Origin of the sequence: Haloarchaeobius pelagicus, from assembly GCF_051207375.1 — an archaeon.
Taxonomy (GTDB): Archaea; Halobacteriota; Halobacteria; order Halobacteriales; family Natrialbaceae; genus Haloarchaeobius.
On sequence record NZ_JBPJZD010000002.1, the window covers coordinates 875,875 to 902,377 of the forward strand.

The window sequence follows — 26,503 nt, forward strand, 5'->3', positions numbered from 1 at the left end:
TCCGCGGTCGCAGACGGCTGCGACCGGACGGGGGGAACATGGCTATCCGACGACTCACCCGACAGCTTCATCGAATCGTCCACTGGTCGGCCCACGACGCACGGGCCGGCCGGGAACCGACGCGGGCGCTCGACGGCGAGCGCGACCTGTACGAGGTGTCCACCTGGGAGCCACGCACGGCGTTCGACCGGTTCGCACTCGGTGCAGAGCGAATCGCCGGCGGGTACTGGAAGGTGCTGTTCCTCGGCATCCTCTTCCTGCTCGCGGCATTCTCCGTCGTGGCGGCCCTGCTCGTGCTCTGGCTGGTGCCCGGTCTCGGGCGCTACACGCTGCTGTCGGTCCTGCTCGCGTTCGCCATCACGGCCTATCTCTGGTACGCGTTCGCCAGCCCGCAGCTGCCGCTGCAGCCGCTGGTGGTCACCTTCGCGCTTGCGCTCCCGCTCACCATCCTGGCGGGGACCTGGAACACGACGTTCCGGGGCGTCGAGACCCTGCCGTTGCTGGGCGTCGTGCTGTACGCGTTCCTGGTCGTCGCGCCGGCCGAGGAGGTCGCGAAACTGCTGGCGGTTCGGCTGTACGCCTACGCCGACGACCGCCAGTTCTCGCGGGTCGTCGACGGGGCGGTGTACGGGGCGGTCGCGGGCCTGGCGTTCGCGACCGTCGAGAACTTCAGCTACATCTTCCAGGAGGCGATGGTCGTCCTGTCGCGACAGCCCTACGCCCCGCTACGTTTCGTGCTGGGCGACGTGGCTGCCACCCGGCTGTTCAGCGCGCCGGGCCACGTCCTCTACAGCGCCTTCGCGGGCTACTACCTGGGGCTCGCCCGGTTCAACCGCGAACACGCCGGCGCTATCGTGGTGAAGGGCCTGCTGGTCGTCATCCTCGTCCACGCGACGTTCAACGTTGTCGTCGCCGAGGCGTTGCCGGACTTACTCGGCTTGGGGGACGTGGGCTGGTCGCTGCTGGTGCTCACCTACGACGGGGCGTTCGGGTACGTGCTGTATCGGAAACTATCGCGGTACCGGGACGCCTACGAGGCCGCGGCCGAGCGTGGGGGGTCGCCGCCGGGTGTCCCGCCGAGCGCCGCCCCACCGGGTGCCCCGACCGACCGGACGCTGGATGCGGTCGCCGGGAGCGGGTCGGTCCCCGAGGACGACGCCCCGCCCCACTGAGAACTGTTCACATCTATCGTGACACAACCTCTCATTCTACGAAATTCAACCGTTACAGGAAGCGTTAACACTGCCGAGGTGGTTGCCACGCGCATGAAGGTACTCGTGACCGACCCCATCGCGGACGCCGGCCTGGCCGTGCTCAGCGATGCGGGCCACGAGGTCGAGACAGCGTACGACGTGGAGGGCGACGCCCTCCTCGAAGCAGTGGCCGACGCCAACGGGCTCATCGTCCGCTCCGGGACGGACGTCTCCCGCGAGGTGTTCGAGGCCGCGGAGGACCTCGTCATCGTGGGGCGCGCCGGCATCGGTGTGGACAACATCGACATCGAGGCCGCGACCGACCACGGCGTCATCGTGGCGAACGCGCCCGAGGGCAACGTCCGCGCCGCGTCCGAGCACACGGTCGCGATGGCGTTCGCCGCCGCGCGCTCCATCCCGCAGGCGCACATCCGCCTGAAGGACGGCGAGTGGGCCAAGGGCGACTACCTCGGCACCGAGGTCAACGGCAAGACCCTCGGCGTCGTGGGCCTCGGCCGCGTCGGCCAGGAGGTCGCCAAGAAGTTCCATAGTTTAGGAATGGACCTCGTCGCGTTCGACCCGTACATCTCCGAGGAGCGCGCCGAACAGCTCGGTGCCGAACTCGTCGACCTCGACGAGTGTCTCGAGCGCGCCGACTTCCTCACCGTCCACGTCCCGCTCACGGACGAGACGGAGAACATGATCTCCGACGACGAACTCGCGAAGCTCGACGGCGGCTACGTCGTCAACTGCGCCCGCGGTGGCGTCGTCGACGAGGACGCGCTCGCCCGCGCCGTCGACGAAGGTACCCTCGCCGGGGCCGCGGTCGACGTGTTCGCGGAGGAGCCGGTCCCCGAGGACAACCCGCTGCTCGACATCGACGACGTCGTCGTCACGCCCCACCTCGGCGCGTCCACCGAGGCCGCCCAGGAGAACGTGGCCGTCTCGACCGCCGAACAGGTCGTCGCCGCCTTTGCGGGAGAGCCCGTCATGAACGCGCTCAACGCCCCGTCCATCGACGAGACGGCGTTCCCGCGTCTCAAGCCGTACGTCGAACTCGCCGAGACCGCCGGCAAGGTCGCCGCCCAGCTGCTCGACGACCGCATCGAGAACATCTCTGTGGTCTACCAGGGTGAGATCGCCGACGAGGACGTCGACTTCGTCACCGCCAGCGCGCTCAAGGGCGTCTTCCAGCCCCTGGAGTGGCAGGTCAACGCGGTCAACGCCCCGCGCATCGCGGAGGAGCGCGGCGTCGAGGTCACCGAGTCCAAGACCCGCTCCGCCGAGGACTTCCAGAGCCTCATCACGGTGAAGGTCTCCGACGGCGACGAGGAGGTCTCGGTGTGTGGAACCCTGTTCGCGGGTGACGACCCGCGTATCGTCCGCGTCGACGGCTACCGCGTCGACGCCATCCCGCACGGCCGCATGGTCGTCGCACGCAACGCCGACGAGCCCGGCGTCATCGGCCTCATCGGCAGCGTCATGGGCGACTACGGCGTCAACATCGCCGGGATGTTCAACGCCCGCGAGACCATCGGCGGGGAGGCACTCACCGTCTACAACGTCGACAGCGAGGTTCCTGAAGACGCGATTCAGGCGCTCCACGACGACGACCGCATCATCGAGGTGCGCCAGATCGTCCTGAACGGCGGCGAGTAAGGGACCACTGTTCTCGTTCGATTCGTTTTCGACCGCCGACCAGCCGAGGCTCAGGCGAGCAGCGACCGGAGACGCGCGAGCACGCCCGGTCCGGCTGCCGGGGTGGGTCGGTCGTCGGTCTCGTCGTGTCCGTCCAGAATCGTCTCGTACCGCTGTCTGAGTGCCTGTACCTGCGACTCGCGGGCGGCGAGGTCGCGTTCGAGTTCGTCGATTCGGGCCCTGAGGGCGGCGGCGTCGTGGTCGTCTCCGGTTGGCGACTGTTCGGCTAGGTCCGCGCCACTGGGAGCTGGGGTGGCGTGCTGTGACACGTATGTGACCAAGTACCACGGGTACAAGAAACGGTGGCAGACCGGCGACGGACGGGCGTCAGACGGGCGCGTTCTCGCCCCTGGGAACGGGCAGCACACATATGTATGACGCTGTGGAATTACAGGCAGATTCCCCCTCGAGATGGTCTCTTCCGAGCGCTTCGACGCGACGGTCTGGTGGTGTGACCGGGCAGATGCACTCCCGGCAGTTCCGGCCGACCTGCGGGTCCGGAAGGTGGGCGTCGAGGCGGCAGCCGACGCCACGTCCCCGGCCGACGTGGTCGTCTGCCCGCACGACCCGCCGGCAGCGGATGCGCGGTCGACCGCCGACGCGGTCGCCGGAGCGGTCGTCGCGGTGGTTCCACCGGACGGCGACCCATCCCCACTGTTCCCCGAGTCGCCGGGGTCGGTGACTGCGAGGGACCAGCGAATCGCGGCGGTCGTCCGTGACGGCCCTGGTGTCGAGACCCAGCTCGCGAACCGTGTGCGGGCCGTCCTCGACCACTCGGTCCGACGGGCGGACAGCGAACTCCTGCGGTCGCTCCTCTCTGACCTGCCCGACCAGATATTCTTCAAGGACGAGTCCTCACGGTTCGTCCGGGTCAGTGCGTCGGCGGCATCGGCGTACGGGCTCGACCCGGCCGACATGGTGGGACTCTCCGACTTCGACCTCATCGAGCGCGAGGACGTCGCCCGGGGGCTGTACGAGGACGAACAGCGCATCATGCGGACGGGCGAGCCCATCGTGAACAAGGTCGAACACTACGTCGGCGAGGACGACCAGGTCCACTGGGTGAGCACGACGAAGGCACCCCGACACGACGAGTCCGGCGCGGTGGTCGGTACCCTCGGGACCACCCGCGAGATAACCGAACGGATGCGCCAGGAACAGCTCATCCGCGCGCTGCATACGGTAACCCCGGACCTGATGGCGGCGACGAGTCCGACCGAGATCGCCCGTGTCATCGACGACGCGTCCCGGGACGTCGAGGACTTCCCGGACTTCCGACTCGCGCTGGCTGACGACGGTGGCGACCTCGAACTCGTCGACTCGGCGCGCTCGCTGCCGGCGCACTTCACGGGGGCGACCGACCCGTTCGAGCGGGCGTTCCAGACGGGGGAGCGACAGTTCGTGCGGGCCGACGGGAGCGCGGCCAGCACGCGGGCCGACGAGACCATCGTCGGGACCGACCAGGCGACCGACGTGGTCGCGGTCACCATCCCGCTCGGCGAGCACGGCGCGCTCGGCGTCTCGCTCGAGAGCGGGTCGTTCACGGCGTTCAGTCTGGACCTCGCGCAGGTTCTCGCGGCGAACGTCGAGGGGGCGCTGGCGCGGGCGCAGCGCGAGGCACTGCTCCGGCGGCGCGAGGCCGACCTGGCACGCCAGAACGAGCACCTAGAGGAGTTCGCGAGCATCGTCAGCCACGACCTGCGGAACCCGCTGTCGGTCGCGAAGGGGTACACCGAGGTCGCCATGGAGACGGGCGACACCGACCGGCTGGTGGACGTGGCCGACGCCCTCGACGAGATGGAGTCGATGACGACGGAACTGCTCACGCTGGCCCGGAAGGGGACGGTCGTCGACGAGACGGAGTCAGTCCGGCTCGACGCGGTCGCCCGGGAGGCGTGGGCGACCGCCGAAACGGGTGCGGCGCGGCTTGTGGTCCCAGAAACGGGGACGGTCGACGCCGACCGCGACCGGCTCGCCGAACTCCTCGGGAACCTGTTCCGGAACGCGGTCGAACACGGCGGGGCCGAGACGGTGACGGTCGCCGAGACGAGCGACGGGTTCCGGGTCGACGACGACGGCTGCGGGATTCCGGCAGACGAGCGCGAGGCCGTCCTCGAACAGGGGTACACCAACAGCGAGGACGGCACCGGCCTCGGGCTCTACATCGTCCGGTCTATCGCGGAAGCCCACGGCTGGTCGGTGGCCGTCGGAGAAACCGAGTCGGGCGGAATGCGGCTGTGGGTCGGTATCTGATTACTCGCCGAGGTGCTCCAGCACGCCCGCGGTGTCGCCCGGGACCGGTTCGGGGTCGGCCCCGGCCTCGGCGGCCGCGTCGGGGTCCTTGAGCAGGTGACCGGTCGTCAGGCAGACGACGCGCTCGTCGTCGTCGACGTCGCCCTGGTCGCGGAGCTTTCGCAGGCCGGCGACGCTCGCGGCGGAGGCGGGTTCGACGCCCACACCCTCGCCCGCGAGGTCGCGCTGTGCCGCGGTGATCTCCTCGTCGCTGACGGCGACGGCGGTGCCCCCGGTCTCGCGGATGCCCGGCAGGGCCTTCGGCGCGTTCACGGGGTTCCCGATGCGGATGGCGGTCGCGATGGTCTCGACCTCGTCCCAGCGGCGGGTCTCCTCGGCACCGTTCTCGATGGCCTCGACCATCGGGGCCGCGCCCTCGGCCTGCACGCCGGTGAGCTTCGGGACGTCCTCGGGCTCGATGGCCCCCGCCTGCACGAGTTCGCGGAAGCACTTGTACAGCGCCGAGGTGTTGCCCGCGTTGCCGACGGGGAGGACGATGCGGTCCGGGTACTCGCCATAGTCCTCCCTGTGCGCTTCGAGAATCTCCAGCCCGATGGTCTTCTGACCCTCCAGCCGGAAGGGGTTGAGCGAGTTCAGCAGGTACGCCTCGCCGCGCGACGCGAGGTCCTGGACGATGTCGAGGCAGGTGTCGAAGTTCCCGTCCACTTCGAGGATGCGCGCACCGTGGAGGGAGGCCTGGGCGACCTTCCCGGCGGCGACTTTTCCAGCAGGGAGGAGGACGAGCGTCTCGAGGTCGGCACGCGCCCCGTAGGCGGCGAGCGCGGCCGAGGTGTTCCCGGTCGAGGCGCAGGCGAGGCGGTCGACGCCGAGCTCCTGCGCGACGCGCACGCCCATGGTCATGCCGCGGTCCTTGAACGAGCCGGTGGGGTTCATCCCCTCGTGCTTGATTCGGAGGCTCTCGACGCCGAGGTCCTCCTCCAGCCGGGGCACCCGGTGGAGTGGGGTATCACCCTCGGGGAGCGTGACACCGACCTCGAAGGGGAGCGCGGCCGAGTACCGCCAGACGCCGCGGCCCTCGAACTCGTCCCAGGTGGGGAGGTCCGCGTAGCGGACTTCGAGCAGCGCGTCGCAGTCACAGGTGTATCGAATCTCGTCGAACGGTGCGTAGGTGTCGCCGCACTCGATGCATTCGAGCCAGACGCCGTCCTCGGCGTCGGCGGGGGCGTCGGGTGCCTCCGCGGTCAGCGAGAGAGAACTCATTATCGGCGGATTGCGCTACGCGGGCAAAAAGACGCAGGTTTCCGCGAAACGCTGCCGTGTCGTTTTTATTCTCATACTAGTTCGTCGATTGCGTCGAGGAACGCCTGAAAGTCGTCAGCGCCGGCCTGTTTCGCGATACTCTGGAGCGTCCCGGTATCGAGTTCGTCGTGCATCGGGACGATGACCGTTCGCTTCTCGTCGGTCTTGGGATGGATATACCGGAGTTTGACGTGGATCCCGGTCTGCCCGACACGCCGGAAGCGCCACTTTTGGAGGGCTTTCACGATTTCTTTTCCGGAATACGTCCCTCTTGTCACTATTGTTGGGCGTTGCGTTTATCGTTTAAAAAGACACCCTTCTATCTCTACTTGATTCTGCAAGGCTGCCTGTTCAGAACCAGGGTGCGTCGGCAGATTCGGACGCATCATCCTCGTCAGCGACAGGCTGTTCGTAGAGTTCGAGTGCTTCCGCAAGGTTCGCAAGTGCCTCTGGCTTCGTCTTGCCCTGGCTGGCGATGCCAGTCCTCTCGTCCGTCGCGACGATATGGTTGTCACCGACGGTAATCGTGATGTTGTCGCCGTCGCCGGAGACGTCCTTGGCATCGACCATCTCAGTCGGTACTAGGACTGACTGCCGACATATGACTTACGCCAGAAGTAGAGCGGATAGCTAGTGCACCTTCAGGACGCTTCACTCCACCAACTCGCCGTCGAAGTCCTCGATGACCTCGTGGACGTTCTCGACCCACTGGTCGAGCGCGGTGTGGAGCCTCTCCTTGGCCTCGGGCAGGGGTTCTGCGGTGTACTGGTAGACGTACCCACCCGAATCGAGCAGGCGACGTTCTCGCGTCGCCAGCCCCCGCTCCAGCAGCGTCGACAGCGACCGGTTGACGTTGCTGCGGTCGCGTTCGAGTTGCGTGGCGAGTTCCTCGACGGTGCTGCCCGGCTGGTCGATGAGTGAGAGGTACGTCCGGGTCTCGTGCTGGTGGATGCCGAAGACACAGCTCATGACCTCGCGGAAGCCCGGATTGGGCTGTTCCATGAGGTCGCCGAGGTCGTCCGGCGTCGCATCTGCCATGGCGTGAGAAAGGAGGTGAATCGCCTAAAGGCTACTCCCCGCGGTCGATATCGATGTATCCCTGCTTCTCGATACACAGCCGCATCTCGTCCTCGGACTCGTGTTTGTGCAGGGTCGTGGGCGTGTCGCAGTAGAAGATCCGGCCGTCGTGGCGCAGGGTGACCTCGTGTTCGACTCCCAGCATCTCCGTCGTGATGAGGACACGTCGCCCATCCTTCATCGCGTCCAGTATCTCGTCTGCGGTGAGTTCTCCGGCGCGTGCGCGCAGTGGCTCCGGCATCGGTGTTCGAGTCGTACTCCGACGGCGCTCTACCTGATTCTTTCGACGCGACCTGTCACGGTAACCTCATGCTCACCTGGGGAGTGCATGGGCCGTGCCAACAAGCACCAGTGATTCCCGTATCCGGTGCCTATCTACTACTATGGCACCGGAAACCACAACTCCCACGACAATCGAAACGACCGAGAAGATGAAGGAATGGCAAGGGGGTGTCGTCGCGGGGCTGCTCGGCGGTGCCGTGTTCGGCATCCTCATGACCCTCCAGACGCCGGGCGTCATCGAGAACGGCATCCCGGCGCTGTTCGGGCTCTCCGGCGGCCTCATCGGGTGGTTCATCCACATGTCGATCGCGGCCGTCCTTGGTGTCGGCTTCGCCGCCGCGGTCCACTACCTGCCGTCGCTCATGTCGACGATGCAGCGCAGTACGCTGGCCGGCCTCGCCTACGGGGCGGTGCTGTGGCTGGTACTCGCCGTGGTCGTCATGCCGGTCTGGCTGTCGGCCGTCGGGTTCGCCGGCGCACCGTCGGTCCCGAACATCAGCATGACGAGCCTCATCGGCCACCTCGCCTTCGGCGGCGTCGTCGGTGCGACGTTCCCGCTCGTCACCTACACGACCGGGACCACCGAAACGGAGACCGGTTCGCAGCCGCAGTGAGCTGCTGGTAATCCCACGACACGGCGTGCGTTCGGGACACACGACCGGGTCACGTCTTTTTATACCCACCCAGTCGTTCACGGTATGTCCACATCGACTGACGTGATCGACCCGATAGAGAGCCGTAACGCGATGGTGCTGGGGGGCGGAATCGCCGGGCTGGTCGCCGGGGTCGCGTTCGGCCTGCTCATCCAGTTCCAGCTCGACCGGATGACCGCAATCGGCGCGATGTACACGCTCGGCGAGCCGAGCCTGAGCCTCGGCTGGGTGGCCCACCTGGCTCACAGCGCCCTCTTCGGGGCGCTGTTCGGGGTCGTCGTCGACCGCGAACCTCTCCGTGAGAAGATAGGTGCGTATCACGTCGGTGCCGGCACGGCCGTCGCCTTCGGCGTCGCGCTGTGGGCACTCAACATCGTGTTCCTGTGGCCGCTCTGGCTGAACAACGTCGGCTTCGGCCCGGGGCTACCGATTCCGAATCTCGCCATCATGCCCCTCGTCGGGCACGTCGTCTACGGGCTGTTGCTCGGAATCGGGCTGGCGATACTCGTCAGAACCCGCGCACTACACTAGTCAGCAGCGCCTTCTGGGCGTGCATGCGGTTCTCCGCCTGCTGCCAGATGAGTGAGCGCTCGCCCTCGATGGTGTCGTCGTCGACCTCCTCGCCGCGGTGGGCGGGCAGGCAGTGCATGACCTTCGTGTCCGAGCCCGAGAGCAGGTCCTCGTTGAGCTGGAAGCCGTCGAAGGCGGCGACCTTCTCCTCGCGTTCGTCCTCCTCGCCCATGCTGACCCAGACGTCGGTGTACACCACGTCGGCGTCGGCGACCGCCTCGGCCGGGTCGTGGGTGACCGTGGGCTCGTCGCCGAGGTCGGCACACGCCTCCAGCGTCTCCTCGCTGAGGCCGTAGCCCTCGGGCGTCGCCACGGTCAGGTCGATACCGGTCATGGCACAGCCCTTCGCGAACGACTGGGCGACGTTGTTGCCGTCGCCGACCCATGCCGCCGTTACCTCGGAAAGGTCGCCGAAGTGCTCCTGGATGGTCTGCAGGTCCGCGAGCGTCTGGCACGGGTGGGCGTCGTCCGTGAGGCCGTTGACGACCGGCACGTCGGCGTAGGCCGCGAGTTCCGACAGGTCCTCGTGGTCGAACAGGCGCGCCATGATGACGTCCACGTAGCCCGAGAGGGCGCGCGCCGTGTCCTTGATCGGTTCGCCGCGGTCGAGTTGCGTGTCGTCCGGGCCCAGGAAGACGGCGTGGCCGCCGAGCTGGGTCATCCCGGTCTCGAAGGAGACGCGGGTGCGCGTCGATGGCTTCTCGAACACCATCGCCAGCGTCTTGCCGGCGAGGTCGGCGTGGGACTCGCCCGACGCGAGCTGTTGCTTGTAGGTGGCCGCCTTCTCGAGGACGGCGGACAGTTCGTCTGCGGTCAGGTCGTCGACGGTCAGGAAGTGCTTCGTGTTCGGTGCTGGCATCGGTGTGGTGGAATCGGTGTGGGTGCTCATTGCAGTTCGTCGGAGACGGTCTCTAGGACCGCGATGGCGTTGTCGTAGTCGGACAGTGCGATACGTTCGTCCGGCGCGTGGTCCAGTGCCGAGTCGCCCGGGCCGTAGGTGGCCATGGGGCAGTCCCACGCGGCGGCGTACAGGTTCACGTCGGCGGTGCCGGTCTTGCGGAGGAGGCGGGGGTCGCCCCCTCGTCGGCGTATCGCGACGCGGAACGCCCGCGCGACCTCGCTGCGGGGGCTGCCCATCACGGGCGGGATGTGGTCGTCCCACGCGATGGTGCCCGTCTCGAGCGCGTCTTCGACCGTCTCCTGGATGCCTGCGGCGTCCGTGCCGGGCGGAATCCGGAACTGTGCATCTATCGTCGACTCGTAGGCGAGGCCGTCGTCGGTGACGCCCCCGTCGATACTGACGGGTTTCGCCGTCACCGAGTCGAACACCTCGCCGTCGGCGGCGGGCGGGAAGGCCTCCTCGATGCGGCCCCACCAGGCCATCGCGTCCTGGATGGCGTTGGGCTCGGGGCGCGAGGTGTGCGCCGAATCGGTGTGTGCGGTGTACGTCGCGGTGAGGAAGCCGCGGTAGCCAAGCGTCACGCCGTCCCAGCCCGAGGGCTCGCCGTTGATGACGGCGTCGGGTTCGTCCCTATCTTCGACGAGGAAGCGCGCGCCGCGCGAGTCGGACTCCTCACCGACGACGCCGACGAAGGAGACGCCGGTGCGGACCGCGGCCACGGCCATCGCACACAGCGGGCCGGTCGCGTCGACGGTCCCGCGGCCCCAGAGCACGTCCTCGCCGTCCTCCTGCTCGATACGGACCGGGATGTCCCCGGGCACCGTGTCGATGTGGGAGGTCAGCAGGACCGAGTCGTCGGCCGGGGCGCGGACGTTCCCGATTTCGTCGATGTACGCGTCCCGGTCGTGGGCCTGGAAGAAGTTCCGGAGGCGCTCGGCGGCCGCCATCTCCTCGCCGGAGGGCGAGGGGATGGAGACCATGGATTCGAGCAGCTCGCGGGCGACCCCGTCGCTGACTGCGGTTGCCATGCTCGTGCTCATTCCTCCGTCCCCAGGATGGCTGTCAGCGCTTCCACAACCTCGTCGGCGTGGGCCTTCGTCATCGTCAGTGGCGGGAGCAGTCTGACGACCGTGCGGCCGGCCGGCAACGCCAGAATCTGGTGCTCGATGGCGAGGTCGCGCAGGACCTTGTTCGCCTTGCGCCCGACCTCGATGCCGACGAGCAGGCCGGAGTTGCGGATGTCACGGACCGGCAGGTCCGCGGCTTCGAGTTCCGAGACGAGGTAGTCGCCCACCGCCTGGGCGTTGCCCGGCAGATCCTCGTCGACGATGACGTCGAGGGTCGCCGACGCGGCCGCAGAGACGACCGGCCCGCCGGAGAACGTCGAGCCGTGCGGGCCCGCGTCCTCGGCGATCCAGTCGGCACACAGCGTCGCGCCCAGGGGCAAGCCATTTGCAAGGCCCTTCGCGCTCGTCACGATGTCCGGGGTGACGCCCGCGGCCTCGCAGGCCCAGAACGAACCCGTGCGGCCGAGACCGGTCTGGACCTCGTCGAACACGAGGGCTGCGCCGTGGTCTTCGGTCGCCTCGCGGGCCGCTTCGAGGAACTCGGTCGTACTCGGATTGACGCCCCCCTCGCCCTGCACGGGTTCGAGGATGACGGCCGCAGTGTCGTCGTCGACTGCCTCGGCGAGTTCCTCCGCGTCGCCGTAGCTGACGAACTCCACGTCCGCAAGGAGCGGCTCGAACGGCTTGCGGTACTTCGGTTTCCAGGTGGCCGACAGCGCGCCCATGGTGCGGCCGTGGAAGCCGCGCTTGGTGGCGACGATCTTGGTACTCTCGGTCGCACTGCGTGCGAACTTGAGTGCTGCTTCGTTCGCTTCGGTCCCGGAATTACAGAGCCAGACGTTGCTCATTCCCTCGGGCGCGAGCGCGCCGAGTTTCTCGTACAGTTCGTCGCGCGAACTCGTCGGGTACGAGCCCTGGACGAACGTGAGGTCTGCGACCTGCTCCTGCACCGCCCCGACCACGTCCGGATGAGAGTGGCCGGCGGGCGTGCAGGCGTAGCTCGCGCCCATGTCCAGGTACTCGGTGCCGTCGTCGGCGTAGAGGAACACGTCCTCGCTGCGTTCGATGCTGATGGGTTTGCGTGAGAAGACGAAGTCGTTGGGCATCTACTGGGTCACCTCCTGCTCGTCGTCGGCTGTGTCGGCGTCGGCCAGTCCGAGGGCACTCGGCAGGATCGTCGTGCCGTCGCCCGCGAGCGCGGACTGGATGGGTTCGTCGTTGTTCGCGGTCGCGACCACGACGGAGGAGGCACCGGTTTCGAGGGCCTCCTTCGTCGCCATCACCTTCTTCGTCATGAAGCCTTCCGCGGCGGCTTCGAGGGCGTCCCAGCCCGCTGCATCGTCGACCACGTCGATACGCGTGGATTCGTCCTCGGGGTCGGCGTAGACGCCGGAGACGTCGGTGAGGACCACGAGGTCCGCGCCGAGTGCGCCGGCGACGTGGGCCGCGGCACGGTCGGCGTCGGCGTTCACCGCGGTGAGCGTTCCGTCACGCTCCTCGCCCAGCATCGGGACGGTCACGACCGGTGTGTAGCCGCCCGACAGCAAGGTGTCGAGGAGGTCGGTGTTCACGGATTCGAGCTTGCCGGAGTGGTCGCCGCGCTTGATCTTCTTCTTCCCGTCCTCGAGGACGCGGACCGCGGACTTGCGCTTCCCCTTCAAGAGACCGCCGTCGACCCCCGAGAGGCCGACCGCGTTCACGCCCTGGTTCTGGAGCCCCTCGACCAGCTGCGTGTTCAGCTTGCCCGGCATGACCATCTGGAACACCTCCATGGTCTCTTCGTCGGTGAACCGTCCGACGACGCCGCCGGGCGTTTCGACGTAGGTGGGCTCCTTGCCGAGGGCTTCCAGCGTCTCGTCGACCGCGGTCGAGCCGCCGTGGACGACCACGACCTGCTCGCCCGCCGCGACGAGGTCTTTCACGTCGGCGAGTGCGCCTTCCGGGTTGACGGCGCGGGCACCGCCGATCTTGACGACCGTCGTCATTTCAGGGACTCCCCACGGGGTGCAGCCCCGTGAACTCCAGTCCGGCAGTCTCCTCGAACCCCAGCGCGACGTTCGCGCCGTGGATGGCCTGCCCGGCCGAGCCTTTCATCATGTTGTCGATGGCCGAGAAGACGACGATGCGCTTGTTCGCGGCGTCGAGTTCGAAGCCGACGTCGCCGTAGTTCGTGCCAGCGACGGCCTTGGGTTCGGGGTAGCGATACGAGCCGGAGCCGCCTGCGACGAGGCGCATGAAGGGTTCGTCCTCGTAGGCCCCGCGGTAGGCGGTCCAGAGGTCGCGCTTCGAGACCGGTCCGTCGGGGAAGACGTGGCAGGTCGCGCTCGCGCCGCGGACCATGTCCACGGCGTGGCAGGTGAAGGAGACCGAGAGTCCGAGCCACTGCTCGATCTCGGCCTCGTGGCGGTGACCCGTCGGCGCGTAGGGCCGGACGACGCCCGAGCGCTCGGCGTGGCTGGAGGCCTCGCCGCCGCCCGCGCCGCCCTCGCTACTGCCGACCTTCACGTCCACGACGACGTGTGCGCCGTCGAGGACACCGGCATCGGCGAGCGGTTTCAGGCCGAGGATGGTGGCCGTCGCGTTACACCCACCGGAGGCGATGATGTCCGCCCCGGGCAGGTTCTCGCGGTTCACCTCGGGGAGTGCGTACTCCGCCTTCTCGAGCTTTTCTGGGCAACTGTGCCCGTCGTACCAGTCGTCGTACTGTCCCTCGGTGGCGAGACGGAAGTCCGCCGAGAGGTCGACGACCGTGTCTGCCGCGTCCTCGAACGCGTCGATGTGCTCCATCGTGACGCCGTGGGGCGTCGCCGCGAACAGCACGTCGACCGATTCGAGGTCGTCAGGTTCGGTGAAACGGAGTTCGGAGCCGCGGAAGTTCGGGTGGATGCTCCCGATGGATTTGCCCGAGTACTGGCGGCTCGTCGCCTGCGTGAGTTCGAAATTGGGGTGGCCGGCGAGCAGGCGGAGGAGTTCCCCGCCGGTGAAGCCGGAGCCGCCGACGACGCTGGCGGAGACGGTCTCACTGTCCTCGTCCGTGGCCGTCGTCACGCCCATCAGGCTGTCACCTCTGCCACGTCGTCTGTCTCGGCGTCCGTCTCGACGACCGATTCGAGCCAGTCGACGACCTTCGCGGGCACGTCGACTTCGGTCGCGTCGTTCAGCGACTTGAACTCGACCGTGTGGTTGACCTCGTGGACGGTGTAGCCGTCTTCGGTCTCCATCAGGTCGATACCGAGCAGGCCGCCCCCGACCGCCTCGGAGGCGCGCTTGACCAGCGCCTTCGCCTCGTCGTCGAGTTCGAACTCCGCCGTTGCTGCGCCCTTGGCCGCGTTCGTGAGCCAGTGCTCGGAGGACCGCGCCATCGCCGCGACCGGCTCGCCGTCGGTGGCGAGCACGCGGATGTCGCGGTCGGGTTTGGCGACGAACTCCTGGATGTAGAACACCTTGTGCTCGTAGTGCCCGAGCGTGGCCTTGTGCTCCAGGATGGCCTCGGCGGCCGAGCGCGAGTCGATCTTCGCCATCAGGCGGCCCCACGAGCCCACGACGGGCTTGAGAACGCAGGGGTAGCCGAACTCCTCGATGGCTTCGAGGGCCGCGTCCGTGGTGAACGCGACCTTGGTCTCGGGCGTCGGGACGCCCGCACCAGCCAGCGCGAGGCTGTTCTTCGCCTTGTCGGCACAGATCTCGGCTGTCTCGGCCGAGTTCACGACCGGGATGCCGTAGGCCTCACAGAACGTGGTGATGTAGAGGCTGCGCGAGGTCGCGACACAGCGGTCGAGCACCACGTCCAGGCCCTCGAAGATGGCTGGCGGTTCGGTGAGGCCGAACTGCTGGGTCCGGACGTCGATCTTGACGACCTCGTGGCCACGCTCGCGCAGTTCCGAGAGGAGCAGCTTCTCGTCCCTGCGAATCCGGGAGTAGAGCAGTCCGACCTTCATCGGCTTATTCCCCCCAGTCCTCTTCGAGCTCGGGTGCCACGTCGAGTTCGACGGGGTCTGTGGCGAGCACTTCCAGCTCGGCACCGCAGGTGGTACAGTCGAGAATCTCTCCGGCTTCCAGGTCGTCGTGCAGGGTCACGTCGGCCCCGCACTCGATGCATTCTGTCATCACGTGTCCATGGGCGATACACTATATTAAAACTTCCGAACTTACCAAAACATTTACACAATCTCTGATGGCTCTAATCGAGGGAGGAAAGCATCCAAAGCCGAACATCCGAAATAAGTTATCGGATTTAGTTCATTTTGTCCCGTCGTGGGACTCGTGGGAGAAGTCGGGGTCGTGGTGGTCGCATGTGGGCCGTCTCAGACATACTCGTTCACCTCTTCCATCAGGGCGGTGTGGGCGTCGTCGAGCGCCCCACGTTTCGCCTCGAGCTCGTCGGTGTCCGCGGTGAGGGTCCCCTCCGCCTCGTCGAGTGCCGCCTTCACGGCCTCGGGCGCGGGGCCCCCCACCGAGTCGCGCATCGCGACGCTCTCGGCCGGGTCGAGGGCTGCCTCGACCGCCGACTTGTCGACGTAGGTGTCGAGCGATTCGCCCAGCACCGACTCGGACGCGGCGTCGAGCGCCGCGTAGTCCGCCCCGTTCTCGCCCGCCCTGGCGACGAGTTCGTGGGCGGTACGGAACGGGACGCCCTCCATCGCGAGCAGGTCCGCGATTCCAGTTGCCGTCGAGAAGTTCGACCCGGCCGCGGCGGCCAGCTCGTCCTCGTTCCAGGTCGCGGTCGCGATTCCACCGGCAGCCACCCCGACCGCCTGGGTCACGGTGTCGACCGAATCCCAGACGTGCGGGGTCGCGTTCTGCAGGTCGCGGTTGTACGCGCGGGGCAGGCCCTTCAGGGTCGTCAGGATGCCCATCAGCCCGCTGTTCGCCTCGCCCGCGACCGAGCGGACGAGCTCGAACGTGTCGGGGTTCTTCTTCTGGGGCATGATCGACGAGGTCGAGGAGTAGTCGTCCGAGAGGTCCAGGTAGCCCTGGTTCGCGAAGATGACCACGTCCTCCGAGAGCCCAGACAGGGTCGTCGCCAGGTTCGCCATCGCGGAGGCGACCTCCACGAGGAAGTCACGCGCCGAGGAGGCGTCCATCGAGTTCGTCAGGACGCCGTCGAAGCCGAGCAGTTCGGCGGTACGGTCGCGGTTCACGTCGAAGGGGGTGCCGGCGAACGCCGCCGCCCCGAGCGGGTTCTGGTTGATGCGTCCGAACGCGTCGAACAGGCGAGCCGTATCCCTGGCAAGAGCCTGCTCGTAAGAGAGCAGGTAGTGCCCGACCGTCGTCGGCTGGGCGTGTTGCAGGTGCGTGAAGCCGGGCATCACCGTGTCGGCGTGTTCGGTCGCGCCCGCAACGAGCGCGGCGCGCAGGTCACACACTGCTTCGATGGCCTCCAGCACGTCCTCGCGGAGGCGCAGGCGGATGCAGGTCGCGACCTCGTCGTTGCGCGAGCGGGCGGTGTGCATCTTGCCACCCTCGGGGCCGACCTGCTCGATGACCGCGCTCTCGATTGCTTCGTGGACGTCCTCGCCGTCGGGGAGCGCCGCGTGCCCCTCGACCTCGACGACGTTCAGCGCCTGCAGGATGGTGCCGGCCGTCTCGTCGTCGATGATACCCTGCTCGGCCAGCATGACGACGTGGGCGCGGTCGACGGCCACGTCGGCCGCGAAGATGCGCTCGTCGGCGTCGAGCGAGGAGAGGAAGCCGCGGGCGGGGCCGCCGCTGAAGCGGTCGCCACGGACAGCCGTCCCCTCGTCGCTCTCGAAGTCCGTCATCTGTCTCAGTCGTCGGCCGGGAGTTCGATGTCGGGCTCGGCCTGCTTCGCGACCGAGTTCGCGAGGCGCGACTGGAAGCCGTGGTACTTCGCCACACCCGTCGCGTCCTCCTGCTCGATGCCGTCGACCGTCTCGGTGTTGAACGAGGCCGCGGACTCGGAGTACACGGCGTAGTCGGACTCGCGGGAGACCACGCGGACCATCCCGCCCTGGAGCTTCACGGTGACGGTGCCCGTCACCTTCGTCTGGCTCTGGTCGATGTAGGCGTTGAGCGACTTCATGAGGGGCGCGTCGACGAGGCCCTCGTAGGCCTTCTGGGCCCACTGGTTCTCGACCTGGGGCTTGAAGTCGCGCTCCTCCTTCGTGAACACGAGCTGTTCGAGGCCCTCGTGGGCGGAGAGCAGGACCGTCGCGGCCGGGTGCTCGTAGTTCTCGCGCACCTTCAGGCCGAGCATGCGGTCCTCCATCATGTCCGTGCGGCCGACGCCGTACGCGCCCGCGAACTCGTTCAGGTACTCGATGAGTTCGACCGGCTCGTAGGACTCGCCGTCGACGGCGACCGGGTAGCCGTTCTCGAACGTGATGTCGACCGTGGTCGTCTCGCCCGTCGGGGCGTCGGTCCACTCGTAGATGTCCTCCGGCGGGATGTAGCTCGGGTCCTCGAGGTTCTTGCCCTCGACCGAACGGCTCCAGAGGTTCGTGTCGATGGACCAGTCGCCCTCGTTGCCACCCTCGACCGGGAGGCCCTTCTCGTCGGCGTACTCCTTCTCCCACTTGCGGGTCAGACCGAGTTCGCGGACCGGCGCGATGACCTCCAGCGAGGAGTCACGCCAGACAGCCTCGAAACGCAGCTGGTCGTTGCCCTTGCCCGTGCAGCCGTGGGCGATGCCGGTGCAGCCCTGCTCCTCGGCGACCGAGAGGATCGCCTTCGCGATGACCGGGCGGGCCATCGCCGTCCCCAGGGGGTAGCCCTGGTAGGTCGCGTTCGCCTTCACCGAGTCCAGACAGAGTTCCGCGAACTCCTCCTTGGCGTCGACGACGTAGTGTTCGAGGCCGAGCGCCTCGGCGGTCTCCTCCGCCTCGGCGAACTCGGCTTTCGGCTGGCCGACGTCGACGGTGACGCCGATGACCTCGTCGTACCCGTACTCCTCCTTGAGGAGCGGGACGCAGACCGTGGTGTCGAGGCCGCCCGAGAACGCGAGTGCTACTTTCTGGTTCGATGCTGTCGTGGTGTCCGATGTGTGTTGTGTCATGCCGTGTCCGTGTTACTGGCGGACTGGCGTCCGCCGACCGATTGTAGTTTGAAACTGTGCGCCGCGATGGTGAGAATGTAGTAGGCCCTAACGGGCCGGTCGTCGTCGCGGTCGTCGGATAGCAACACCGCTCGCGAAGAACGAAGGCGCGAGGTGGCTGCGGTGTTGCTTCATCGTACCCAGAGTTAGATTCACCTTGGTATTAAAACCTTGTGGGGCAGCAAAAGTTACACGTGTGTGAGTGCCACGCACATTCTCGGTTTGGAACTGGTTTTATGTCCAGCCGACCCCCACGTTTCCGTATGTTCGACAACCGTGCGGACCTCGAAGTCGAGTCGTTGCTCCGTATCGTCCTGGTCCTGGTCGTTATCTGGATCGCACTGGAGGTCGTGGGGGAGATAGTTGGCATCTTCGGCGCACTGCTTGGGCCGTTCCGGCCGCTGCTCGGGCTCGCCATCATCGTCCTCATCGTGCTGTGGCTGACCGACCGACTCTGATTCGGACCGTCACGCTCTTTTCGCTCCCCGGCCGATGTCGACCGTGTACAGCGTCAACGTCCCGGTTCCGGGGACCGTCGCCCGCCTCGCCAGCGACCTCCATCCCTTCTTACTCGATTTCGACCGGGTGCGAGAGGACTACACGCTCCTCGCAAAGCGCATCGGCGACCCCGAGCACTTCTCCGTGCGCGAGCACGAGGTCCGGCGAGCCCTGCGCGGCCAACCCGCCTTCGAGGTACAGGTGACTGGCCTCGGCTGTTTCGAACAGCCCACGAAAGGGACTGCGCCGGTGGTCTACTTCGAGGTCGAGAGCCCCGGCCTGTTGGACCTGCACGAGCGCCTCGTCGACGAGTTCGGGGCCATCGGTGGGCTGGAGGGCGAGGACTACGTTCCCCACGTCACCATCGCCCGCGATGCCCCGCAGTCGGCCGCCGATAGGCTACTGGAGCAGGAGATAGAACCGGTGACGTGGACGGTCAATCAGTTAGAAATCTTCGACTCGCGGTACCGGGAAGTGGCGGCGAGAATCAATCTACCGGCGTGAGTCGCGAGTTTTCACGAACCGAGTGGCGCGCGCTTTCGAGTGTGCTGAGCGATAGCGAAGCCACGAGGTGAGGGCGCGCGAGGGACGACCGAAGTGAAACGGAGGGAGTCGGCTGGGGAGGGCGTGGTGCGGGGCGGTTGCGGTCAATGCCACCAGTGCGAGTGAACTGCTCGTCGTCACTGACGGTCACAGTTCTCACTTCTACCGGTCACGGCTGTGGCGGGGGCCCGTCGTACGCCTCCATGTCCTGGTAGAAGTTCATCATCGCGAACTTCAGCTTCTCGGGTTCGATGTCCAGCATCTCGTCGCGCTCCTCGGCCGGGAACGTGTCCCGCACGCTGTACTTGCCCATCTCGCCCTTGCTCTTGGCAGTGTAGCGCTCGTCCAGCAGCACCCGGACGCCGAAGTCATCCGGCGAGCGAATCACCCGCCCGAGCGCCTGCCTGGTCTTGCGAACCGTGGGAATCTCGACCGCGTACTTCCAGCCGGGGTCCTTGTCGGTCGGCCGCCCGAACGCCTTGCCATACGCCTGCTGGACCGCCTCTGCTCTATCATCGAGATGCGGGTAGGGCACCCCCAGCACCGCCACGGTCCGGGCGTCGTCGCCGTCGAAGCTCACCCCCTCTGCCAACGTTCCCCACAGCGAGGTGAGCAGGACCGCGCCGTCGTCGTTGGTGAAGTCCTCGCGCAGGTCCTCGGCGCTGACGCCGGCCTTGTCCAGATACACCGTCGAATCGCCGTGCTTGCGCAGGTGGGCGGCGTAGCGGGCCGCCTCCGAGTAGTTCGGCGTGAACACAAGCGTGTTGCCGGGGGTGAACCGGACCACGTCGTGCAGGGTGTCGCCGACCTCTTTCTGCACGGTGGGGTCGTCGCGGGCACTGGCGAACAGCGCTGGCGTCGAGACGGCGTAGGTCCGGCGTTTCTCCGGCGGGAACTGCAGGCCGTAGGCCATGTTCACCGGGCTGGTGAGGCCGAGCACGTCCTCGGTGACGTGGAAGGGCCTGAGCGTGGCGCTCATCAGCACGGTCGCGTGGACCTCCTCGAACAGCTCCTTCGTGACCTCCTGCGGGATGCAGGTGTAGAGTTCGGCTCTTCCGTACACCTCGTCTGTCCCCTGGTCCCGGCGGACCGAGGCCACTGGATGCAGGCCCTCCTGGGTGCCCTCGCGCATCCACGCGCCGACGAAGGTGGCGGCCTGCAGCGTCTGGCACTCCTGCCGGGTGGTCGCCTCGCCGTTCTTGTACGCCTCCTCGTACCGGTCGTCGAGTTCCTTGCCGAGCATCACCGCGGCCTCCAGGTCGGCCTTGTAGTCCAGCCCGTCGTACTGCTGCTGGAGGAACTCCATCGTCAGGTCGTCCCGCCCGGACTCGTTCGCGACCGCCACGTCCTCCCAGTCGTCGCCGACCTGCTCGCGCTCGCCGAACGAGAACGACTCCTCGTACACCTCGACGAGGGCGTCGCGGTAGGCCCGCAGCACGGTCTCGGCGCGCGTTGCTCGCGAGTCCTCGCTCTCGTCGAGTTCCTCCAGCGCCTGGTCGAGCGTCTGCTCGGTGAGGGTGCGGGTCGCGTGGTCCCGTGCCGCGCCCTCGACGTTGTGCGCCTCGTCGAACACCGTGATGACGTCCTCGGGGTCGCGTCCGAGCCACCGGAAGAACTGCTCGCGGATCATCGGGTCGAGCAGGTGGTGGTAGTTCGCGACCACGAGGTCGACGCCCTCCATCCCGTCTTTCAACAACTCGTACCCGCACATCGTCTGCTGGTGGGCGTACTCGTACACGTCGTCGGGCGTGCGCACGTCGTCGAACAGCCACTGGTAGAACTCCGCGGTGTTCCCGGTCAGGTTGTTCCGGTAGTGGTCACAGACGTTCTTCTCCTCGCTGATGGACTCGGCGCGCTGGCTCACCGCGTCGAGTTCGTCCACCACGGCCTTGCGCGCCTCGGCGGCCTTCTCCTCGCCCTCCTGGGCCGCCGACAGGAGTTCGCGCTCGCGGTCGCGCAGCTGGGCCGCCTCCATGCGCGCGTCGACCAGTTCGCGGGTGTTGTCCCGCAGCACCTGGCACTCCTCGTAGCCCACGTCGATGTGGCACATCGAGGCCTTGCCCTTGAACACCACGGCGCGAATCGGCTCGTGTTTCGTGATGGCGCGGGCCTCCTGGACGAACTGGCGCATCTGCTGGTGGACGTCGGTCGTGATGACGACCGTCTTCTCCGTCTCGCGTGCGTACTCCAGCGCCGGGACGAGCGCCGACAGCGTCTTGCCCGTCCCGCAGGCCCCCTCGAACAGCACGTCCTGGCCCCGTTCGAGCGAGGTGTGGATGCGGTCCATCGCCTCGCCCTGGTTGTCGTAGGGCTCGTCGTAGGGGAAAAAGCGGAGATACGCGTTGACCTCGGACACACCGTGTGATTGCCCGTTCTCGGTCAAAAGGGTTCGGCTGCTGGCTCCGGGTGGGGTGGTCCACCTTGATGAATTCGGGTGTAGTGATAAGGTAACAAGTAACATAGTTGTCCCTGTCATGCCGATTCCGGGATACGACATCGACGATCTCGACGACGACCTCCGCGAGCGCATCGAGGAGAAGAAACTGGACGACCTGCTCACGGACGAGGATAGAAAGCGGTTGAAAGACGGCGAGAGCCTCCTCGACATCCTCTCGGAGGAGGACATCGAGCGACTGCTGGCGGACGACGACTAAGACCGCTGTTTTCGCGGGCTCAGAGGCCGATTTCCTTGAGCGCGCCGTACGGGTTCAGGAACCCTGCGCCGTAGTACGCCTTGTCGTAGTCTTCGGGCATCCACGCGGTCCGCGTGAGGATGCTCTCGACCTGGTTCGCGTTGAGCGACGAATCCTCGCCCTTCAGCAGTGCGACTGCGCCGGCGACCTGCGGGGCGGCCATGGAGGTGCCCGCAGCCCAGCCGTACCCGCCCGGAACGGTACTGAGAACGAGGTCGTACCACCAGCCTGGTAAGTCAGCCAGGTAGGCGTCGATGTCGTAGTCTCCGCCTGGCGCGCCGAGCGTGACCGCGTTCGTCCCGTAGTTCGTGTAGACAGATGGTGAGTACGCGGGCGCCGTTTTCTCCCCGGCGTCCCACCCGAACCCGATGGGACCGGTCGCCGCCACGGAGAGCGCCTGTGCGCCCTCGTTCGGGAGGCTGATGAAGCTCCCATCGTGCTGGAGGTCGGCCGCGTCGTTCCCGGCGGAGATGACGAGGAGCGTTCCCTGGCTGTTCGCCCACGTCATCGTGCGGTTGAGGATCGTCCCGTAGAACTGGGCGAGGTCCGACCGCGGGACGGGGTACGCGCCGAGGCTGAGGTTCGCCACGTCGCTGCCGATGTCCGCCGCGTAGACGATGGCCGCGAGGATGTCCGCGAAGGACGCGCCAGGGCCGGTCGAGAAGACGCGACAGTCGACGAGTTCAGCCTCGGGTGCCACGCCGACGACACCCAACTCGTTGTTCGTGGTGGCTGCCGCGATACCGGCGACGTGGGTGCCGTGGTAGCCGCCTGCAGGTACTCCTTTCCCCAGCCCGTCGCCGGTGAAGTTCTTTGATTCTCCAACGTTCACGTTCAGGTCCTCGTGACTGGCGTCGATACCCGAGTCGATGATGGCGATACGCGCGCCCTCACCCTTGCACATGTCGTGGACGTCGGGCATGTCCATCGCCTGCTTGTCCCACTGGAGACCGTACAATGGGTCGTCGTAGCCCGCCACCGCCGTCGTATCGATGTGCTCGACCGCCGGCAGGTCGAGCTGCATCTCGATATCGGGGGCGTACGTCCCGAGCCGTCGTACGTCACGCTCCTGTCCTTCGACGACGGCGAGTCCCACCTGCGAAAGGTCGTGGACGACGTCCACCTTCCCGAGTCGCGCGTTCGATTTGAGGTCGACGATGTAGCGTGTCGCTGATTCGCGTGCGGTGACGGTCCCCCCTGCTGCGATGCCGCCGAGCACTGCCCCACTGACTGTTAGAAATTCACGTCGGTTGAAACGAGTCATCACTTCGCATCGAGGGTGGGAACCATCTAAGCTAATGACTCGTTCTCTGAGAGTAGACCCTGCCTAGCCGTCGGGTAGGGTGTCGATACCTATGGTGATGTAGAAAGCTAGTAACCGATTGCTAGCACACTACACTGCCGCCGTGTCCTTCAGCTCCGGCTCGATGTACACCTTCTTGATGCGGTCGTCGGCGGCCTGTATCTCCTGTTCGATGGCGGTGATGGCGTCGTCGATGGTTTCGGTGTCCATGTCGGCATCGAAGGCCACGTCGGCGGTGACGATGGCGCGGCCGGGCCCGAAGTAGACCGTCCGGAAGTCCTCGACGTTCGTGACGCCGGTGGACCGGCGGACGATGTCACGGAGCGGGTTCTCGGCCTCGTCGGAGAGTGACTCACCGAGCAGGAGGCGCTTGTTCTCCCACGCCAGCGCGATGGCGAAGCCCATCAGCATGAGGCCGATGAGGAACGCGGAGATGGCGTCGTAGATGCCGTTGCCGGTGACCCGCGAGAGGTAGATCCCGACCAGGGCGATGGCGGCCCCGGCCAGGGCGATGGCGTCCTCGGTCAGGGCCGTCAGCGTCGTCACGTCGCTGGTCTTCCGGAACGCCTCGCGGAACCCCGACCAGTTGTGCTTCTCTATCTGGAGCTTCATCGCCTTGTACGCCTTCGCGAACGCGTAGGTCTCGAAGACGATGGCACCGATGAGGACCGCGTAGCTCACCCAGATGCCGGGGAACTCGTAGCCCGCGAGGTTGACCAGCCCCAGTTCGGGCGGTTTCGGGTGCATAATCGCCTCGAACCCGTGCTTGGCGGACTCCCAGCCCGCGATACCGAACAGGAGCACGCTGACGAGGAACGCGTAGAAGAACTGTGCCTTCCCGTAGCCGAAGGGGTGGCTCCGGGTCGCTTCCTTGCCGGAGTAGCGGATGCCGAAGAGGAGGAAGACCTGGTTCCCGGTGTCGGAGATGGAGTGATACGTCTCGGACAGCATCGCCGGACTCCCGGTGATGCTGAACCCGATGAACTTCAGAATCGCGATCGCGCCGTTAGCGATGAGCGCGGCGATAACGACGGACTTGCTTGAGGCCATCAAATAGGTGCGCGAGGGCCAGTAAAAAAGCGTTTCCGCTCTCCTACGCTGACACGTACTCCCAGGTGCTGCCGTCCTCGCCGGGGCCGGTCACGCCGGGCAGACGGGGGAGTCGAGGCCGGAGGAACGACCACCAGGCTTCGGCGTCGTCGTAGCCGGCCCGGTACTTCGGGAACACCTCCATCTTGAACTCGCGGTCGGTGACGGTGCCCTCCTCGGCGAGGTGGTCCCACGCGGCGCGGACCGCATCGCGTCGCCAGTCGATCATCATCTCGCTCACACCGGGCACGTCCATCTCGGCGACGGCTTCGTCGACGGCCTCCTCGCGGGCCGTCTCCGGGTCGACGTTCGCCGGTGTCCCGTGCAGCGACGCCGGGGCGAAGTAGGCGGTCAGCGTCGCGTCTCCGTCGGTCAGTTCCTTCGCGTGCAGGTCGCCACCCTCGACGAGCCCGTCGAGGATTTCGTCGACGACCTCGAACGAGACGTCCGTCTCGGCGGCGACCTCGGTCGCGGTCCGGGGCGCAGCGTCGTCGAACGTGGCGAGGACGACCGCGTCCGCGACGGCCCGGTGGTTCTCTTGGCGCTCGCGCTCTTTCGACATATGTGCACATACTGGGGGGACCCCCAAATCCGTTTTTGTCCGTCGAAAATCACGTCACCCCTCGCGTCGTAGTGCTGGCCATGCTCGTTATCTGCTCTGATTCGCATGCCAGGACGGGGCACGCCCTCGCTGGCCGGTCCCTCGAGGCGGTCCGCGAGGCCGACCTCGTGGTCCACGCCGGAGATTTCACCACGCCAACAGTTCTCGACGCCTTCCACGAGGAGGCCGACCGGCTGCTCGCGGTCCACGGGAACGCGGACGGGCAAGCCGTGCGAGATCGACTCCCGACAGCGCGGGTGTTCGAGCACGAGGGGTTCACCATCGCGGTCACGCACCGGCGCAACGGCGGGGACCTCGGCCTGCGGATGTTCGGCCGCGAGAAGGGCGCGGACCTCGTCGTCTCCGGGCACACACATCGGCCGCGGTTCGTCGAGACCCAGGACGTCTGTCTGTTGAATCCGGGGAGTCACGCCCAGCCGCGAGGGAACCGGCCGGCACACGCCGAACTCGAATCGACGGCCGACGGGCTCGCTGGAGAACTGGTTCAGCCCGACGGGACCGTCATCGAACGGTTCGTGGTCCCGTCGGATGGCGCGCGTGAGAGTCAGCAGTGAAAGCGGGGACAGGGCGACGGGTGCCGCTGTCGGGACGACCCGACCCCGGGCGGCTGTGTCATGACGGGTGGAGGGCCGAAGTCCCGGGGTGCACCTCTACCTACAGGCTACCTTTCAAAATAGATACCGTAGACTCAAACGTGTATTTTACTTACGAGACCGGTGAAACCGTGGGTTCGTCGGATTACTGGTGCTCGGTGTACCAGTAGGCGAACCCGGCGGCGAGGACGATTGCCCCGCCGAGGAAGAACGCGAGGCCCGGTGAGACCGCGGCTGCGGCGGTGTCCGCGGCGGCACCGGCGGCCTGTGTGGTCGTCTCGACGGCGGTCGTCGCCGTCTCGGTCGTGTTGTTCGCGTTGCCGGCGACCGGTTGCGTGCTCGGTCCCGGTGCGGGTGCCCCGGTGGGGGCGCTCTCGCCACCGAAGAAGTTGGCGAGACCGTCGCCGAGGAACTCCTGTACGGCGACGGCACCGAGTGCGAGCAGGCCGAACGCACCGAGCAGGCGTGAGAGGGCGGTCTTCAGCCCGGTCGACTCCTCTGTGCCACCAGCGAACACGACCAGTGGCTGGTTCGAGGGGGCGTACACCTTCATCTCGCGCCCCTTCGCGGAGTAGGCCGTATCGACGACCTCGATGATGTCCGCGTCTTCGAGCTTCTCCAGGTGGTACTGTGTGTTCTGGAGTGAGGTGTCGACGGCATCGGCGAGCTTCGACGGGGTCGCAGGCTCGTCGTGGAGGGCCGTCAGTAGTTGGCGGGCGGTCGAGGAGGACAACGCCCCGATGAGGTCGTCGGCGTCGTCACTGTCGAGGCCGATGACACGTGGTTCTGCGTCGTCAGCCGCCGACGTGTCCGGAGTGGAGGGCAACAGGTCGGCCATACAGTATGGCTAGTCATCGTTTGGCATCAAGGTTTGTATCTGCTCCAGGTGTCATACTGGCGAAACGCATAAACGTCGTGCTCAAGAACCATCGCGTATGCAGACACCGCTTCCAGCCCAGCTCGGTGGGCTCCTCGAGGACCCGTTCACGCTCATCGTCGTGGGGTTCCTGCTCGCACTCATCTTCTTCTTCTACCTGATGTTCCGCAAGACGATGCTCAGTTTCCGTGAGGGTATGGACAAGGGCTCCGGGAAGAAACGCTGACGAATCGACGCT

The 26,503-nt window shown here is 66.8% G+C and carries 30 protein-coding genes; 10 read left to right on the forward strand and 20 right to left on the reverse strand.

Annotated elements, in window-relative coordinates; translation table 11 throughout:
- Positions 1-38 precede the first annotated feature (38 nt).
- Both ACSC1S_RS16965 and serA read left to right on the forward strand, forming a co-directional pair.
- Complete coding sequence (locus tag ACSC1S_RS16965) at positions 39-1,172, forward strand: PrsW family intramembrane metalloprotease (protein WP_435365323.1); 1,134 nt, start codon at positions 39-41, stop codon at positions 1,170-1,172.
- Positions 1,173-1,265: 93 nt separating this feature from the next.
- Complete coding sequence (gene serA, locus ACSC1S_RS16970; protein ID WP_435365324.1) at positions 1,266-2,852, forward strand: phosphoglycerate dehydrogenase; 1,587 nt, start codon at positions 1,266-1,268, stop codon at positions 2,850-2,852.
- Positions 2,853-2,902: 50 nt separating this feature from the next.
- On the opposite strand, the gene ACSC1S_RS16975 is transcribed toward serA, so the two are convergent.
- Entirely contained in the window at positions 2,903-3,160 is a 258-nt protein-coding gene (locus ACSC1S_RS16975) for a hypothetical protein (RefSeq protein WP_435365325.1), read from the reverse strand.
- Positions 3,161-3,302: 142 nt separating this feature from the next.
- Between ACSC1S_RS16975 and ACSC1S_RS16980 the strand changes: the two genes are divergently transcribed.
- A complete protein-coding gene (locus tag ACSC1S_RS16980) occupies positions 3,303-5,144 on the forward strand; it encodes a PAS domain-containing sensor histidine kinase (protein WP_435365326.1) in 1,842 nt (613 codons plus the stop codon).
- Here ACSC1S_RS16980 and thrC read toward each other — a convergent pair whose 3' ends face one another.
- From thrC to ACSC1S_RS17005, 5 genes are all read right to left on the reverse strand, one after another.
- The gene (gene thrC, locus ACSC1S_RS16985; RefSeq protein WP_435365327.1) at positions 5,145-6,404 is read right to left on the reverse strand and encodes a threonine synthase; all 1,260 of its coding nucleotides are present in this window, start codon (positions 6,402-6,404) and stop codon (positions 5,145-5,147) included.
- A 71-nt stretch (positions 6,405-6,475) separates the two neighbouring features.
- Positions 6,476-6,688 (reverse strand): type II toxin-antitoxin system HicA family toxin, encoded by a 213-nt coding sequence (locus tag ACSC1S_RS16990; protein WP_435365328.1) that lies wholly within the window; start codon positions 6,686-6,688, stop codon positions 6,476-6,478.
- A gap of 106 nt (positions 6,689-6,794) precedes the next feature.
- The gene (locus tag ACSC1S_RS16995) at positions 6,795-7,013 is read right to left on the reverse strand and encodes a type II toxin-antitoxin system HicB family antitoxin (protein ID WP_435365329.1); all 219 of its coding nucleotides are present in this window, start codon (positions 7,011-7,013) and stop codon (positions 6,795-6,797) included.
- An 81-nt stretch (positions 7,014-7,094) separates the two neighbouring features.
- Positions 7,095-7,481 carry a helix-turn-helix domain-containing protein gene (locus ACSC1S_RS17000; RefSeq protein WP_435365330.1) on the reverse strand — a complete coding sequence of 129 codons (387 nt, stop codon included), beginning with the start codon at positions 7,479-7,481 and terminating at the stop codon, positions 7,095-7,097.
- 31 nt (positions 7,482-7,512) lie between these two features.
- Positions 7,513-7,761, reverse strand: a complete 249-nt coding sequence (locus ACSC1S_RS17005; protein WP_435365331.1) for a DUF8001 family protein — start codon at positions 7,759-7,761, stop codon at positions 7,513-7,515.
- 190 nt (positions 7,762-7,951) lie between these two features.
- Here ACSC1S_RS17005 and ACSC1S_RS17010 point away from each other — a divergent pair, with 190 nt between their 5' ends.
- The gene (locus ACSC1S_RS17010) at positions 7,952-8,416 is read left to right on the forward strand and encodes a histidine kinase (RefSeq protein ID WP_435365332.1); all 465 of its coding nucleotides are present in this window, start codon (positions 7,952-7,954) and stop codon (positions 8,414-8,416) included.
- A gap of 84 nt (positions 8,417-8,500) precedes the next feature.
- Complete coding sequence (locus ACSC1S_RS17015) at positions 8,501-8,986, forward strand: hypothetical protein (RefSeq protein WP_435365333.1); 486 nt, start codon at positions 8,501-8,503, stop codon at positions 8,984-8,986.
- Here the strand turns inward: ACSC1S_RS17015 and argF are convergent.
- The 9 genes from argF to ACSC1S_RS17060 form a co-directional block, all read right to left on the reverse strand.
- Positions 8,964-9,914 (reverse strand): ornithine carbamoyltransferase, encoded by a 951-nt coding sequence (argF, locus tag ACSC1S_RS17020; RefSeq protein WP_435365334.1) that lies wholly within the window; start codon positions 9,912-9,914, stop codon positions 8,964-8,966. The genes ACSC1S_RS17015 and argF overlap by 23 nt on opposite strands.
- Entirely contained in the window at positions 9,911-10,966 is a 1,056-nt protein-coding gene (locus ACSC1S_RS17025) for a [LysW]-lysine hydrolase (RefSeq protein ID WP_435365335.1), read from the reverse strand. Before ACSC1S_RS17025 ends, argF begins: the two co-directional genes overlap by 4 nt.
- Positions 10,963-12,099 (reverse strand): aspartate aminotransferase family protein, encoded by a 1,137-nt coding sequence (locus ACSC1S_RS17030; protein WP_435365336.1) that lies wholly within the window; start codon positions 12,097-12,099, stop codon positions 10,963-10,965. Before ACSC1S_RS17030 ends, ACSC1S_RS17025 begins: the two co-directional genes overlap by 4 nt.
- Positions 12,100-12,978, reverse strand: a complete 879-nt coding sequence (locus tag ACSC1S_RS17035; protein ID WP_435365337.1) for an acetylglutamate/acetylaminoadipate kinase — start codon at positions 12,976-12,978, stop codon at positions 12,100-12,102.
- A 1-nt stretch (position 12,979) separates the two neighbouring features.
- Positions 12,980-14,047: an N-acetyl-gamma-glutamyl-phosphate reductase gene (gene argC / locus ACSC1S_RS17040; protein WP_435365338.1), complete on the reverse strand. Its 1,068-nt coding sequence runs from the start codon at positions 14,045-14,047 to the stop codon at positions 12,980-12,982.
- Entirely contained in the window at positions 14,047-14,931 is an 885-nt protein-coding gene (lysX, locus tag ACSC1S_RS17045; RefSeq protein ID WP_435320004.1) for a lysine biosynthesis protein LysX, read from the reverse strand. Before lysX ends, argC begins: the two co-directional genes overlap by 1 nt.
- Before the next feature lie 4 nt (positions 14,932-14,935).
- Positions 14,936-15,100: a lysine biosynthesis protein LysW gene (gene lysW, locus ACSC1S_RS17050; protein ID WP_261649209.1), complete on the reverse strand. Its 165-nt coding sequence runs from the start codon at positions 15,098-15,100 to the stop codon at positions 14,936-14,938.
- A 197-nt stretch (positions 15,101-15,297) separates the two neighbouring features.
- Positions 15,298-16,755, reverse strand: a complete 1,458-nt coding sequence (argH, locus tag ACSC1S_RS17055) for an argininosuccinate lyase (RefSeq protein ID WP_435365339.1) — start codon at positions 16,753-16,755, stop codon at positions 15,298-15,300.
- A gap of 5 nt (positions 16,756-16,760) precedes the next feature.
- On the reverse strand, positions 16,761-18,008 hold the full coding sequence (locus ACSC1S_RS17060) for an argininosuccinate synthase (protein ID WP_435320006.1): 1,248 nt from the start codon (positions 18,006-18,008) through the stop codon (positions 16,761-16,763).
- 302 nt (positions 18,009-18,310) lie between these two features.
- Here ACSC1S_RS17060 and ACSC1S_RS17065 point away from each other — a divergent pair, with 302 nt between their 5' ends.
- Both ACSC1S_RS17065 and ACSC1S_RS17070 read left to right on the forward strand, forming a co-directional pair.
- Positions 18,311-18,505 (forward strand): DUF7554 family protein, encoded by a 195-nt coding sequence (locus ACSC1S_RS17065; protein ID WP_435320007.1) that lies wholly within the window; start codon positions 18,311-18,313, stop codon positions 18,503-18,505.
- Positions 18,506-18,548: 43 nt separating this feature from the next.
- On the forward strand, positions 18,549-19,049 hold the full coding sequence (locus tag ACSC1S_RS17070) for a 2'-5' RNA ligase family protein (protein WP_435320271.1): 501 nt from the start codon (positions 18,549-18,551) through the stop codon (positions 19,047-19,049).
- 208 nt (positions 19,050-19,257) lie between these two features.
- Here ACSC1S_RS17070 and ACSC1S_RS17075 read toward each other — a convergent pair whose 3' ends face one another.
- Complete coding sequence (locus ACSC1S_RS17075) at positions 19,258-21,444, reverse strand: ATP-dependent DNA helicase (protein ID WP_435365340.1); 2,187 nt, start codon at positions 21,442-21,444, stop codon at positions 19,258-19,260.
- A gap of 118 nt (positions 21,445-21,562) precedes the next feature.
- On the opposite strand from ACSC1S_RS17075, the gene ACSC1S_RS17080 reads away from it, so the two are divergent.
- A complete protein-coding gene (locus tag ACSC1S_RS17080; protein WP_435320009.1) occupies positions 21,563-21,742 on the forward strand; it encodes a DUF8027 family protein in 180 nt (59 codons plus the stop codon).
- 19 nt (positions 21,743-21,761) lie between these two features.
- Here ACSC1S_RS17080 and ACSC1S_RS17085 read toward each other — a convergent pair whose 3' ends face one another.
- From ACSC1S_RS17085 to ACSC1S_RS17095, 3 genes are all read right to left on the reverse strand, one after another.
- Positions 21,762-23,000 (reverse strand): S8 family peptidase, encoded by a 1,239-nt coding sequence (locus ACSC1S_RS17085; protein WP_435365341.1) that lies wholly within the window; start codon positions 22,998-23,000, stop codon positions 21,762-21,764.
- A 174-nt stretch (positions 23,001-23,174) separates the two neighbouring features.
- Positions 23,175-24,134: a cation diffusion facilitator family transporter gene (locus ACSC1S_RS17090; protein WP_435365342.1), complete on the reverse strand. Its 960-nt coding sequence runs from the start codon at positions 24,132-24,134 to the stop codon at positions 23,175-23,177.
- A 43-nt stretch (positions 24,135-24,177) separates the two neighbouring features.
- Positions 24,178-24,735: a hypothetical protein gene (locus tag ACSC1S_RS17095; RefSeq protein WP_435365343.1), complete on the reverse strand. Its 558-nt coding sequence runs from the start codon at positions 24,733-24,735 to the stop codon at positions 24,178-24,180.
- Positions 24,736-24,815: 80 nt separating this feature from the next.
- Between ACSC1S_RS17095 and ACSC1S_RS17100 the strand changes: the two genes are divergently transcribed.
- Positions 24,816-25,349 carry a metallophosphoesterase gene (locus ACSC1S_RS17100; RefSeq protein ID WP_435365344.1) on the forward strand — a complete coding sequence of 178 codons (534 nt, stop codon included), beginning with the start codon at positions 24,816-24,818 and terminating at the stop codon, positions 25,347-25,349.
- Positions 25,350-25,533: 184 nt separating this feature from the next.
- Here the strand turns inward: ACSC1S_RS17100 and ACSC1S_RS17105 are convergent, their stop codons facing one another.
- Complete coding sequence (locus tag ACSC1S_RS17105; protein ID WP_435320014.1) at positions 25,534-26,226, reverse strand: ArsR/SmtB family transcription factor; 693 nt, start codon at positions 26,224-26,226, stop codon at positions 25,534-25,536.
- A 97-nt stretch (positions 26,227-26,323) separates the two neighbouring features.
- Between ACSC1S_RS17105 and ACSC1S_RS17110 the strand changes: the two genes are divergently transcribed.
- Positions 26,324-26,491 (forward strand): DUF7859 family protein, encoded by a 168-nt coding sequence (locus tag ACSC1S_RS17110; RefSeq protein WP_261649220.1) that lies wholly within the window; start codon positions 26,324-26,326, stop codon positions 26,489-26,491.
- Positions 26,492-26,503 lie beyond the last annotated feature (12 nt).

What these genes read in the sequence shown, in the direction of transcription:
- ACSC1S_RS16965 (WP_435365323.1), top strand. Translation starts at nt 39, where the DNA reads ATGGCTATCCGACGACTCACCCGACAGCTTCATCGAATCGTCCACTGG.
- serA (WP_435365324.1), top strand. Translation starts at nt 1,266, where the DNA reads ATGAAGGTACTCGTGACCGACCCCATCGCGGACGCCGGCCTGGCCGTG.
- ACSC1S_RS16980 (WP_435365326.1), top strand. Translation starts at nt 3,303, where the DNA reads ATGGTCTCTTCCGAGCGCTTCGACGCGACGGTCTGGTGGTGTGACCGG.
- thrC (WP_435365327.1), bottom strand. Translation starts at nt 6,404, where the DNA reads ATGAGTTCTCTCTCGCTGACCGCGGAGGCACCCGACGCCCCCGCCGAC.
- ACSC1S_RS16995 (WP_435365329.1), bottom strand. Translation starts at nt 7,013, where the DNA reads ATGGTCGATGCCAAGGACGTCTCCGGCGACGGCGACAACATCACGATT.
- ACSC1S_RS17000 (WP_435365330.1), bottom strand. Translation starts at nt 7,481, where the DNA reads ATGGCAGATGCGACGCCGGACGACCTCGGCGACCTCATGGAACAGCCC.
- ACSC1S_RS17005 (WP_435365331.1), bottom strand. Translation starts at nt 7,761, where the DNA reads ATGCCGGAGCCACTGCGCGCACGCGCCGGAGAACTCACCGCAGACGAG.
- ACSC1S_RS17010 (WP_435365332.1), top strand. Translation starts at nt 7,952, where the DNA reads ATGAAGGAATGGCAAGGGGGTGTCGTCGCGGGGCTGCTCGGCGGTGCC.
- ACSC1S_RS17015 (WP_435365333.1), top strand. Translation starts at nt 8,501, where the DNA reads ATGTCCACATCGACTGACGTGATCGACCCGATAGAGAGCCGTAACGCG.
- argF (WP_435365334.1), bottom strand. Translation starts at nt 9,914, where the DNA reads ATGAGCACCCACACCGATTCCACCACACCGATGCCAGCACCGAACACG.
- ACSC1S_RS17025 (WP_435365335.1), bottom strand. Translation starts at nt 10,966, where the DNA reads ATGAGCACGAGCATGGCAACCGCAGTCAGCGACGGGGTCGCCCGCGAG.
- ACSC1S_RS17030 (WP_435365336.1), bottom strand. Translation starts at nt 12,099, where the DNA reads ATGCCCAACGACTTCGTCTTCTCACGCAAACCCATCAGCATCGAACGC.
- ACSC1S_RS17035 (WP_435365337.1), bottom strand. Translation starts at nt 12,978, where the DNA reads ATGACGACGGTCGTCAAGATCGGCGGTGCCCGCGCCGTCAACCCGGAA.
- argC (WP_435365338.1), bottom strand. Translation starts at nt 14,047, where the DNA reads ATGGGCGTGACGACGGCCACGGACGAGGACAGTGAGACCGTCTCCGCC.
- lysX (WP_435320004.1), bottom strand. Translation starts at nt 14,931, where the DNA reads ATGAAGGTCGGACTGCTCTACTCCCGGATTCGCAGGGACGAGAAGCTG.
- lysW (WP_261649209.1), bottom strand. Translation starts at nt 15,100, where the DNA reads ATGACAGAATGCATCGAGTGCGGGGCCGACGTGACCCTGCACGACGAC.
- argH (WP_435365339.1), bottom strand. Translation starts at nt 16,755, where the DNA reads ATGACGGACTTCGAGAGCGACGAGGGGACGGCTGTCCGTGGCGACCGC.
- ACSC1S_RS17060 (WP_435320006.1), bottom strand. Translation starts at nt 18,008, where the DNA reads ATGACACAACACACATCGGACACCACGACAGCATCGAACCAGAAAGTA.
- ACSC1S_RS17065 (WP_435320007.1), top strand. Translation starts at nt 18,311, where the DNA reads ATGTTCGACAACCGTGCGGACCTCGAAGTCGAGTCGTTGCTCCGTATC.
- ACSC1S_RS17080 (WP_435320009.1), top strand. Translation starts at nt 21,563, where the DNA reads ATGCCGATTCCGGGATACGACATCGACGATCTCGACGACGACCTCCGC.
- ACSC1S_RS17090 (WP_435365342.1), bottom strand. Translation starts at nt 24,134, where the DNA reads ATGGCCTCAAGCAAGTCCGTCGTTATCGCCGCGCTCATCGCTAACGGC.
- ACSC1S_RS17095 (WP_435365343.1), bottom strand. Translation starts at nt 24,735, where the DNA reads ATGTCGAAAGAGCGCGAGCGCCAAGAGAACCACCGGGCCGTCGCGGAC.
- ACSC1S_RS17100 (WP_435365344.1), top strand. Translation starts at nt 24,816, where the DNA reads ATGCTCGTTATCTGCTCTGATTCGCATGCCAGGACGGGGCACGCCCTC.
- ACSC1S_RS17105 (WP_435320014.1), bottom strand. Translation starts at nt 26,226, where the DNA reads ATGGCCGACCTGTTGCCCTCCACTCCGGACACGTCGGCGGCTGACGAC.
- ACSC1S_RS17110 (WP_261649220.1), top strand. Translation starts at nt 26,324, where the DNA reads ATGCAGACACCGCTTCCAGCCCAGCTCGGTGGGCTCCTCGAGGACCCG.